This is a genomic window from Blautia sp. DFI.6.71, from assembly GCF_020593585.1.
In the GTDB taxonomy this organism is placed as follows: Bacteria; Bacillota; Clostridia; order Lachnospirales; family Lachnospiraceae; genus Blautia_A; species Blautia_A wexlerae.
This window is the reverse complement of the sequence record NZ_JAJDMJ010000122.1, coordinates 1-1,620: the sequence shown is the minus strand read 5'-3', so window position 1 is coordinate 1,620 and position 1,620 is coordinate 1. Positions and strand designations below refer to the sequence as shown.

The 1,620-nt window shown below is 37.7% G+C and carries 1 protein-coding gene; it reads right to left on the bottom strand.

The annotated features are described in order from the left end of the window. Nucleotides 1–160: 160 nt before the first annotated feature. Complete coding sequence (locus tag LJE12_RS19490; RefSeq protein WP_173722048.1) at nt 161–1,441, bottom strand: IS4 family transposase; 1,281 nt, start codon at nt 1,439–1,441, stop codon at nt 161–163. Between the last annotated feature and the right edge of the window lie 179 nt (nt 1,442–1,620).

The window sequence follows — 1,620 nt, the reverse complement described above, 5'->3', positions numbered from 1 at the left end:
CAATGTGGTCAATTTACCGTCAACTTAAGGAAAATCGTCAGATTTTATCCTAATTATATACTATGATTTACCGCAAAAATGCAGGATTAATCCTCAACCAGTTAGAAAATTCACCAAAAAGGCGCACTTAAATAGAGCTTAAATGTAACAGTGTTTTTATTTACAAGGCAGCTTTCTTATTTCTAAAATGTGAACGTCCTTTTGACTTTAATTTTTTTCTTGGAAATGATCTTCCAGGAAGGATCTGTGAACGGCACCGGACAGCTTCTTTGTACAGCTTCTCAATAACTGAGAGTTTAGACAGATCACAGAGGATCTTTGGAAAGATGATCTTGATCCGTCCGATGATAAATGCGCGATTAGCCTGATAACGAAATTTATTGGAACTTTTGGAAGTGATGTCTATTTCTTCATCTGCGTCATTCTTGATAAGGGAAACAAGATTTGAAAGAAGCATATTGATATAAAATTCCTGAATGATAGAAGTTGCAGTAGCACCGGAAAACTCTTCCATAGCAAAGCGGCTCTTTAATTCTTTGTATTTTAATTCCACCGGCCAGCGCTGAAAATAAAGTTCCTTAAACATATCTTTTGTAATGGCAGGATCAAACAGGTTTGTAGCAAGGTATTCCCTGCTTCCATCATCCAGCACTACTTCTATGACCCGTATGGAAAGATCGGAAGTCCCTTCTTTTTTACTGCCTGGAAGGACAGAGATGGTATCACCGCTGCATTTTTTTGAAAGATTGAGACATTCTTTGAGTCTCAGGACACAGAAATAGCCATGTTCGACACAGTAACGGAACATGTCTTCAGAATAATAGCCTCTGTCAAAAATAATAATGCTATCCGTATGGATCCCCATATCTTCCAGTACTTTGAGATGTTCCAGTGCAGCTGCACGTTCAGAGGATAGGAACTTATGTATAGAAGCATGGACAATATAATCATCAAGGACATCATAAATAATAGAAGCCAGTGCCATGGTATAGCGCCTGTCAGGGTCAGGAAAACTGGACATCTCACCGAAAAAATCGAATGTTGACTGTGAATTGGGAAGTTCAATTCTGGAACCATCTACAGCAAAGAGATGATAACCATTCCATAGTTTTCTGGAAGGGATCTGCTTGTAAAACAGGTCAACTGAAAGATAATAGAGTTCCTTGAAAAGAGAAGGATTAATAAATTGGCGTGCTTTGGAAAGAGCCTGTTTGGAAACGTCAGGGAATGAAAGAGCAGAAAGATCATCCCGGATGCGGGAAAGATTCTGGAACATGGAAGCCTTTGAGGAATACAGAAGATAAATAATGACATGTAAAAGAGTAAGTTTTCTCTTTCTTACGAAATGTTTTTCTGCCCGATGGGGTTCCAGTTTAACAGGATCCATGATATAATCTTTAATGGATTGGATAATATTTTTGCAGATGTTGGTTCGATCCATATGACATACCTCCTAGATATTGGATAGATAAATATTTCGCCGGTAACGTAATATTGCTTAATCTATAAACCACATATTTAGGGGGATATGTCAAGATATTTTGGTAAAAAAGTGTAAAATATAAGCCCAGAAATATTGAAATATCAATGTTCTGGGCTTAAGTTGACCACATTGGGGTC